6 protein-coding genes are annotated in these 7,840 nt (G+C 69.3%); all 6 read right to left on the bottom strand.

What is annotated here, in order from left to right; translation table 11 throughout:
* Nucleotides 1–197: 197 nt before the first annotated feature.
* Nucleotides 198–2,159: a Stk1 family PASTA domain-containing Ser/Thr kinase gene (gene pknB / locus SSBG_RS14300; protein WP_037869768.1), complete on the bottom strand. Its 1,962-nt coding sequence runs from the start codon at nucleotides 2,157–2,159 to the stop codon at nucleotides 198–200.
* 254 nt (nucleotides 2,160–2,413) lie between these two features.
* The gene (locus SSBG_RS14295) at nucleotides 2,414–3,865 is read right to left on the bottom strand and encodes a peptidoglycan D,D-transpeptidase FtsI family protein (RefSeq protein WP_008746825.1); all 1,452 of its coding nucleotides are present in this window, start codon (nucleotides 3,863–3,865) and stop codon (nucleotides 2,414–2,416) included.
* On the bottom strand, nucleotides 3,862–5,286 hold the full coding sequence (locus tag SSBG_RS14290; RefSeq protein WP_008746824.1) for an FtsW/RodA/SpoVE family cell cycle protein: 1,425 nt from the start codon (nucleotides 5,284–5,286) through the stop codon (nucleotides 3,862–3,864). The genes SSBG_RS14295 and SSBG_RS14290 overlap by 4 nt, the downstream gene beginning before the upstream one ends.
* Before the next feature lie 25 nt (nucleotides 5,287–5,311).
* Nucleotides 5,312–6,856: a PP2C family protein-serine/threonine phosphatase gene (locus SSBG_RS14285; protein ID WP_008746823.1), complete on the bottom strand. Its 1,545-nt coding sequence runs from the start codon at nucleotides 6,854–6,856 to the stop codon at nucleotides 5,312–5,314.
* Between the two features lie 193 nt (nucleotides 6,857–7,049).
* Entirely contained in the window at nucleotides 7,050–7,571 is a 522-nt protein-coding gene (locus SSBG_RS14280) for an FHA domain-containing protein FhaB/FipA (RefSeq protein WP_008746822.1), read from the bottom strand.
* 10 nt (nucleotides 7,572–7,581) lie between these two features.
* A partial coding sequence (locus tag SSBG_RS14275; protein ID WP_008746821.1) for an FHA domain-containing protein occupies nucleotides 7,582–7,840 on the bottom strand: 259 nt, incomplete at its 5' end.

Raw genomic sequence — 7,840 nt, 5'->3', positions numbered from 1 at the left:
AAAAAAAAAAAAAAAAAAAAAAAAACCAACATGTTCATTCACAACGAAAAACGCTGTGTTTATGAGATTAACCAATCCGGACTCTAGCAATATCAGCAGATTACAACCGGAAAACGAGATCAAATAATATCGCAGAGAATAAATTTCCCCGCGCGGGGGGGGCGCCCTTCCTCATGGGCCCCAGAGGCCCGTACCGGCTACGGCAGCGTGAAGACCGTCACCGGGGTGTTCTTGTCGACCTCCGAGCCGGGGCCCGGGTTGGAGTTGATGACCTTCGAGTTGGGGTCGCTCGGCAGACCCGGCTGGACGTTCACCTGGAGGCCGAGGCCACCGAGGATGCCCTGCACCTCCTGGAGGCTCTTGCCGCGGATCTCGTCCGGGATCTTGACCTTCTCGGGCTCCTGCTCCGCCGGCTTCTTCGCGACCGAGAGCGTCACCACGGAGCCCGGGTCGGCCTCCGTGTTCTGCATGAGGCTCTGCTCGAAGACGGTGCCCTCGGGAACGGTGTCGTTCTCCTTCTCGACGCAGTTCGCCTTGAGGTCGTTCTTCTCGAGCTGGGCCGTCGCGTCGTCACAGCTCTGGTTGACGACGCTCGGGACCGTCACCGTCTGCTTGGCGCGCGCCACGGTCAGCGTGATCGCCTTGCCGATCTGGAGATCGGTGTCCCCGCTCGGGCTCTGCTCGATGACGACGCCGGGGGTCTGCTCCGACTCCTCCGACTTCTGCTTCACCTCGAAGCCGAGCTTCTGGAGCTTGTCCTGCGCCTTCTCGAAGGTGAGCCCGGTGACGTCGGGGACGGTCTTCTCGGGGGCACCCGTGGAGACGGTGACGGTGATCGAGGAACCCTTCTCGACCTCGGTGCCCGCCGGGGGGTCCTGCTTGCAGATCTTCTTCGCCGGCTGGTCCTCGCAGGGCTCGCTGACGCTCTTGAGGGCGAAGTCCCCGTTGTTCGTGGCCATCACCTTGGCCTCGGCGAGGGTCTTGCCGACGTAGCTCGGCGCGGCGATCTTCGCGGGGGCCTTGTCGTCCTGCCCGATGAACTTGCTGCCGATGAGGATCGCGCCGACGAGGACGAGGACGCCCGCGACGACGAGGAGGATCGTCGACGTGTGGTTCTTCTTCGGCGGGGCCTGCCTGCGCCGCCCGCGCGGCTCCTCGCCGTAGCCGTAGCCGCCGTCGTCCGGGTTGACCGGGGGCAGCATCGACGTGGGGCCCGCGCCGCCGTTCTGCGCGTGGAACGCCTGCGTCGGCTGCTCGCCGCCGTAGCCGTAGCCGCCGTTCGCGTCGGCCATGCCGAGCGCGGCACTCGCGGCGACCGGGCGGCCGTCGAGCAGCGCCTCGATGTCGGCGCGCATGTCGTCGGCCGACTGGTAGCGGTAGTCGGGGTTTTTCACCAGCGCCTTGAGCACGATCGCGTCCATGTCGGGCGTGATCTCCGGGTCGAAGACGCTCGGCGGCTGCGGCTCCTCGCGGACGTGCTGGTAGGCGACCGCGACGGGCGAGTCCCCGATGAACGGGGGCCGCACGGTGAGCAGTTCGTAGAGCAGACAGCCCGTCGAGTACAGGTCCGAGCGCGCGTCGACCGTCTCGCCCTGCGCCTGCTCGGGGGAGAGGTACTGCGCGGTGCCGATGACGGCGGCGGTCTGCGTCATCGTCATGCCGGAGTCGCCCATCGCGCGGGCGATGCCGAAGTCCATGACCTTGACCTGCCCGGTGCGCGTCAGCATGACGTTCGCCGGCTTGATGTCGCGGTGCACGATCCCGGCGCGGTGCGAGTACTCCAGCGCCTGGAGGATGCCGATGGTCATCTCCATCGAGCGCTCGGGCAGCAGCTTGCGCCCCGAGTGCAGCAGCTCGCGCAGCGTCGAGCCGTCCACGTACTCCATGACGATGTACGGGATCGAGACGCCGTCGACGTAGTCCTCGCCGGTGTCGTAGACGGCGACGATCGCCGGGTGGTTGAGCGAGGCCGCGGACTGGGCCTCCCGCCGGAACCGGGCCTGGAACGAGGGATCACGGGCGAGATCGACGCGCAGGGTCTTGACCGCGACGGTGCGGCCGAGACGGGTGTCGTGGGCGAGGTACACCTCGGCCATACCACCGCGGCCGAGCACGTGGCCCAGCTCGTACCGGCCGCCGAGGCGACGCGGCTCTTCCATAACTGATCCAGCCCTCTCCGTCGATCCCGACCGCACCCGTGTGTGGTCCGGCGGTGTGCTGTCCGGCTTACCGTACCCGCCCCGTACCATGCCTTTCGGCCCGGACCGGCAAGCTGATACCGGACCGGTACCGCCACGTGCGCGGATGCGCGGGGCTCGTGACCGGCTTCACCCGTGAGGGGTGGTTCCGGACGCCGGCTCCCAGCCGGTCCCGGCGCGCGGGCCGCCCCGCGGGGGCGCGGGGCGGGTACGGGTCACTTCTTGACGACCGACTCCATGACCGCCTTCGCGATCGGCGCGGCGAGACCGCCGCCGGAGATGTCGTCGCGCCCGGCGGCACCGTCCTCGACCACGACGGCGACGGCGACCGGGGAACCCTGGTCGGTCTTGGCGTAGCTGATGAACCAGGCGTACGGCAGCTCGCTGTTGTCGACACCGTGCTGCGCGGTACCCGTCTTCCCGCCGACGGTGACGCCGGGGATCTTCGCGTTGGTTCCCGTGCCGTCGTTGACGACGGTCTCCATCATCGACTGGAGCTTCTGCGCGTTCTCCGCGGTCAGCGGGCGGCTCATCTCCTTCGGCTCGGTCTTCTCGATCGTGTCGAGGCTCGGCGACTGGAGCTCGCTCACCATGTACGGCTTCATGAGCTTGCCGTCATTGGCGACCGCCGAGGCGACCATGGCCATCTGGAGCGGGGTGGCCGCCGTGTTGAACTGGCCGATCGAGGACTGCGCGACACCGTCGGGCGACATGTCGTCGGAGAAGTTCGAGGCCGCGGAGCGCACCGGGACGTCGTGCTTGGCGTTGAAGCCGAACTTCTCCGCCTCCTCCAGCATCGTGTCCTGGCCGAGGTCGGCGCCGATCTTGCCGAAGACCGTGTTGCACGAGTACTTGAGCGCGTTGCGCAGCGTCGCGTCCTTGCAGGGGATGTTCCCCTCGTTGTTCAGCGGCGTCTTGGTGCCGTACATGATCCACGGCAGCGGGGTGTCCGTCTTCTGGTCCGGCTGGTACTTGCCGCTCTCCAGGGCCGCGGCGGCCGTGACGACCTTGAAGGTCGAGCCGGGCGGGTACGTCTCGCGCAGCGCGCGGTTGGTGAGCGGCTTGTCCTTGTCCTTGTCGAGCTTCGCGAAGGTCTCGCCGTCCTTGTTCGAGATCCCCGCGAACGACGAGGGGTCGTACGAGGGCGTCGAGGCCATCGCGAGGATCGCCCCCGTGGACGGGTCGAGCGCGACGACCGCGCCCTTGCGGGAGCCGAGCCCGTCGAACGCGGCCTTCTGCGCGGCCGTGTTGATCGTCGTGACGACGTTGCCGCCCTGCTTCGGCTTGCCGGTGAGCATGTCGAGCTGGTTGCGGAAGAAGAGCCGGTCGTCGTTGCCGGTCAGGATGTCGTCGTTGAGGCTTTCGAGCTGGGTCGCGCCGATGAGCTGCGAGGAGTACCCGGTGACCGGCGCCCACATGGGGCCGTTCTTCCAGGTCCGCTTGTACTTGTAGCTGATCCCGTTGGTGTTCTTCGACCCCGTCACGGGCTTGCCGTCGGCGATGATGTCGCCGCGCGGCTGCGCGTAGCGCTCGATGGTGACGCGGGGGTTGGCCTCGTCGCTCTGGAGGCTGTCGGCCTTGACGTACTGGATCCAGTTGTCGCGCAGCAGCAGGGCCAGGACGAGCAGCCCGCAGAAGATCGCGATGCGGCGGAGCGGCTTGTTCACGGGCGGACCACCTGCGTCATCTCGGCGTCGGAGTTCTGTGCGGGAGCAGGGGCGGGCCTGCGCGCGGTGTCGCTGACGCGCAGCAGGATGGCGACGAGCGCCCAGTTGGCGATGACGGAGGAACCGCCGTACGCGAGGAAGGGCATCGTCATACCGGTGAGCGGGATGAGGCCCATGACACCGCCCGCGACGACGAACACCTGGATGGCGAAGGCGCCGGAGAGGCCCGCGGCGAGCAGCTTGCCGAAGGGGTCGCGCGCCGCGAGCGCGGTGCGCAGCCCGCGTTCCACGATCAAGGCGTAGATGATGAGGATCGCCATGAGCCCGGTGAGGCCCAGTTCCTCGCCGAAGGTGGCGAGGATGAAGTCGGAGTTCGCGGCGAAGCCGATGAGGTCGGAGTTGCCCTGGCCGAGCCCCGTGCCGAGGGTGCCGCCGGAGCCGAAGGACCACAGCGCCTCCATCGCCTGCTGCGAGTGGCCGGGCACGCCCTTCTGGCTCAGCGCGAACTCGCCCGCCGGGTCGAGCCACGCCTGCACGCGGCTGTGCACGTGCGGTTCGAAGGAGGCGACGCCGACCGCGCCCACCGCCGACATGAGCAGCCCGAAGACGATCCAGCTCGTCCGCTCGGTCGCCACGTACAGCATGACGATGAACATGCCGAAGAAGAGCAGCGAGGTACCGAGGTCGGTCTCGAAGATCAGGATGAGGATCGACATGATCCACACGGCGATGATCGGGCCGAGGTCCCGGCCGCGCGGCAGGTACAGGCCGAGGACGCGGCGGCTCGCGAGCGCGAGCGCGTCGCGTTTCACCATGAGGTACCCGGCGAAGAAGATCGCGATCACGATCTTCGCGAACTCCCCCGGCTGGATCTGGAACCCGCCGACGCGGATCCAGATCCTCGCGCCGAAGATGTTCAGGCCGAGCCCCGGCACGAGCGGCAGGAGCAGCAGCAGGATCGCTCCGGCCATCGAGATGTACGTGTACCGCTGGAGGATGCGGTGGTCCTTGAGGACGATGAGCACGCCGGCGAAGAGCGCGATGCCGATCGCCGAGTACATGAGCTGCTTGGGCGCGGCGGGCGCGAACGTCTTGACCTGCTGGAGCCGCTCGGACTGGTCCAGCCGCCAGATGACGACGAGCCCGAGCCCGTTGAGGAGCGTCGCGAGCGGCAGCAGGAGCGGGTCCGCGTACGGCGCGAAGCGGCGCACCGCGAGGTGGGCGACGCCCGCGAGGAGGCCGAGCCCGATCCCGTAGCCGAGCAGGCCGGCCGGGAGCGAGCCGTCGATCGCGAGCCCGACGTTCGCGTAGGCGAAGACCGGGATGACGACGGCGAAGAGGAGAAGGGCGAGTTCGGTGTTGCGGCGGCTGGGCGCGCCGATGGAACCGATGGTCGAGGTCTGTGTCGTACTGCTGCTCATGGTGTGATCCGGCCCCCTGTGGCGCTCACTGCTTTCCGCACTGCGGGACCAGCTTCTGTTCTTCCTCGGAGAGGCTGGGGCCGGGCGACGGGCTCGCCGCCGCCCTGGCGGTGTGCCAGGCGGCCGGGTTCGCCGTGCTCGTACCGCCGGGCGTCGTGCCCGGGACGGTGCCCTGCGCGGTCCCCGCGCCGCTCTCCTGCTGCTCCTTCTCCCGCTGCTCCTTCGCGCGCTTGTCCCTGGCCTCCTTCTCGGCCCGGGCCTTCGCCGCGGCCTTGCGCAGCTCGGCGTCCTTGCGGCACGCGCCGGCCTGCGTGTCCAGCTCCTCGATCTTCTTCTGCGCCTCGGCGCGCGAGGACTCCGTGATCGTGCCCTCGACCTGCTTCTGCTGGTAGGGCGGGAGGTACTTGAGTTCGATCTCGGGGTGGGAGCGGTCGATCTTCGAGAGGTCGAGCCAGGCGAGGTCCTGGCTGATGCCCCGGTAGAGCGCGACGTGGTCGTCCTCGACGCCCACGTAGTACTGGTTCTGCGTCCAGCGGTAGCCGCCGTAGAGGCCACCGCCGATGACGGCGAGCGCGACGACGGTCCACAGTCCCCGCTTGAGCCAGCGCCTGCCGCCGCGACGGGGGCCGTAGTCGCCGTCCTCGTCCCAGTCCTCGGGGGCGTACGCGGGCGCCGCGCCGTTCCCGGAACCGTGCCCGCCGGGCGCCGGGGCCTGGCGGCCGAGGCCGGCGGCGCGACCGGCGGGCGTCTGCATCGCGCCGTCGTCGTGGGCCTGGTGCTGGTTCTCGGCGACGGCGCCGACGACGACGGGGGTGTCGTTGAGGGAGACGGACATCGTGTCGGCGTGGTCGACGTCGAGGACGTCGGCGACGATGACCGTCACGTTGTCCGGGCCGCCGCCGCGCAGGGCGAGCTGGATGAGGTCCTGGACCGTCTCCTGCGGGCCCTGGTAGCTGGCGAGGGTCTCTTCCATCGTCTGGTGGCTGACGACGCCGGAGAGCCCGTCGGAGCAGATCAGGTAGCGGTCGCCGGGGCGCACCTCGCGGATCGAGAGGTCGGGCTCGACCTGGTCGGCGCTGCCGAGGTTGCGCATGAGCAGCGAGCGCTGCGGGTGCGTCGTGGCCTCTTCCTCGGTGATCCGGCCCTCGTCCACGAGGCGCGCGACCCAGGTGTGGTCCTGGGTGATCTGGGTGAGGACGCCGTCGCGCAGGAGGTACGCGCGCGAGTCGCCGACGTGCACGAGGCCGAGGCGCTGCCCGGTCCACAGCAGCGCCGTGAGCGTCGTGCCCATGCCGTCGAGCTGGGGGTCCTCCTCGACCATGACGCGCAGGCGCTCGTTGGCGCGCTGCACGGCGACGCCGAGCGAGGTGAGGATGTCGGAGCCGGGGATCTCGTCGTCCAGGTCCACGAGCGAGGAGATCACCTCGGAGCTGGCGACCTCGCCGGCCGCCGCGCCGCCCATGCCGTCGGCGATGGCGAGCAGCCGGGGGCCGGCGTAGCCGGAGTCCTCGTTGCCCTGGCGGATCATGCCTTTGTGCGAGCCGGCGGCGAAACGCAGGGAAAGACTCATGCGTACCTCGCCTCTCGGCTGGTCCGGGGACAACCGGTCCTGTCGAGCCACACTGCCCACCCTCCGGTCGGGAGCACGGTCGGTTCCGCGTGGGGGACCGCCGCCGGTGCCACGGCGGGGACCGCCCCGGGGGACGCCTTCGTGGCCACCGGGGTCCGCTCGCTCCGCTCGCTCCGCTCGCTCATCTGTCGTACTACTTCCGCAGCTCGATCACGGTCTTGCCGATGCGGATCGGCGCGCCCAGCGGGACGGGGACCGGCGTGGTGAGCCGGTTGCGGTCCAGGTAGGTGCCGTTGGTGGAGCCGAGGTCCTCGACGATCCACTGCCCGTCACGGTCGGGGTAGATCCTGGCATGGCGGCTGGAGGCGTAGTCGTCGTCGAGGACGATCGTGGAGTCGTGCGCGCGGCCGAGCGTGATGGTCTGCCCGTGCAGGGCGACCGTCGTGCCCGTGAGACTGCCCTCGCTGATGATCAGCTTGGTGGGCGCGCCCCTGCGCTGCCGGCCGCCCTGCTGCTGGCGCTGGGCCGGGGGGCTGCTCGCGGCGCGCGCCCGGCCCCCGTCACCGCCCCCGCGCTGGGCCCGGCGCTGCGAACCGCGCTGGGTGACGCGCGTACCGAAGAGGTCGCTGCGGATGACCTGGACGGCCACGATGACGAACAGCCACAGAACGGCCAGGAAACCCAGCCGCATGACCGTCAGGGTCAGCTCTGACATTGCCCCCGCTTCACCCTTCGGCTTGCCGGAAAATAATGGTCGTGTTGCCCACGACGATCCGCGAGCCGTCGCGGAGCGTAGCGCGGGTGGTGTGCTGCCCGTCCACCACGATGCCGTTGGTGGACCCGAGATCCTGGATCGTCGAGGGCGTTCCGGTCCGGATCTCGCAGTGCCGGCGGGAGACGCCGGGGTCGTCGATCCGCACATCGGCTTCGGTGCTGCGGCCGAGCACCAGCGTCGAGCGGGTGATCTGGTGGCGGTTGTTGTTG

The organism is Streptomyces sp. SPB074 (assembly GCF_000154905.1).
GTDB lineage: Bacteria > Actinomycetota > Actinomycetes > Streptomycetales > Streptomycetaceae > Streptomyces.
The sequence above is the reverse complement of the archived record's forward strand: the minus strand, read 5'-3'. Positions and strand labels throughout refer to the sequence as shown.

Coding starts and splice junctions, on each gene's coding strand:
- pknB (WP_037869768.1), bottom strand. CDS start 2,159: ATGGAAGAGCCGCGTCGCCTCGGCGGCCGGTACGAGCTGGGCCACGTG.
- SSBG_RS14290 (WP_008746824.1), bottom strand. CDS start 5,286: ATGAGCAGCAGTACGACACAGACCTCGACCATCGGTTCCATCGGCGCG.
- SSBG_RS14280 (WP_008746822.1), bottom strand. CDS start 7,571: ATGTCAGAGCTGACCCTGACGGTCATGCGGCTGGGTTTCCTGGCCGTT.
- SSBG_RS14285 (WP_008746823.1), bottom strand. CDS start 6,856: ATGAGTCTTTCCCTGCGTTTCGCCGCCGGCTCGCACAAAGGCATGATC.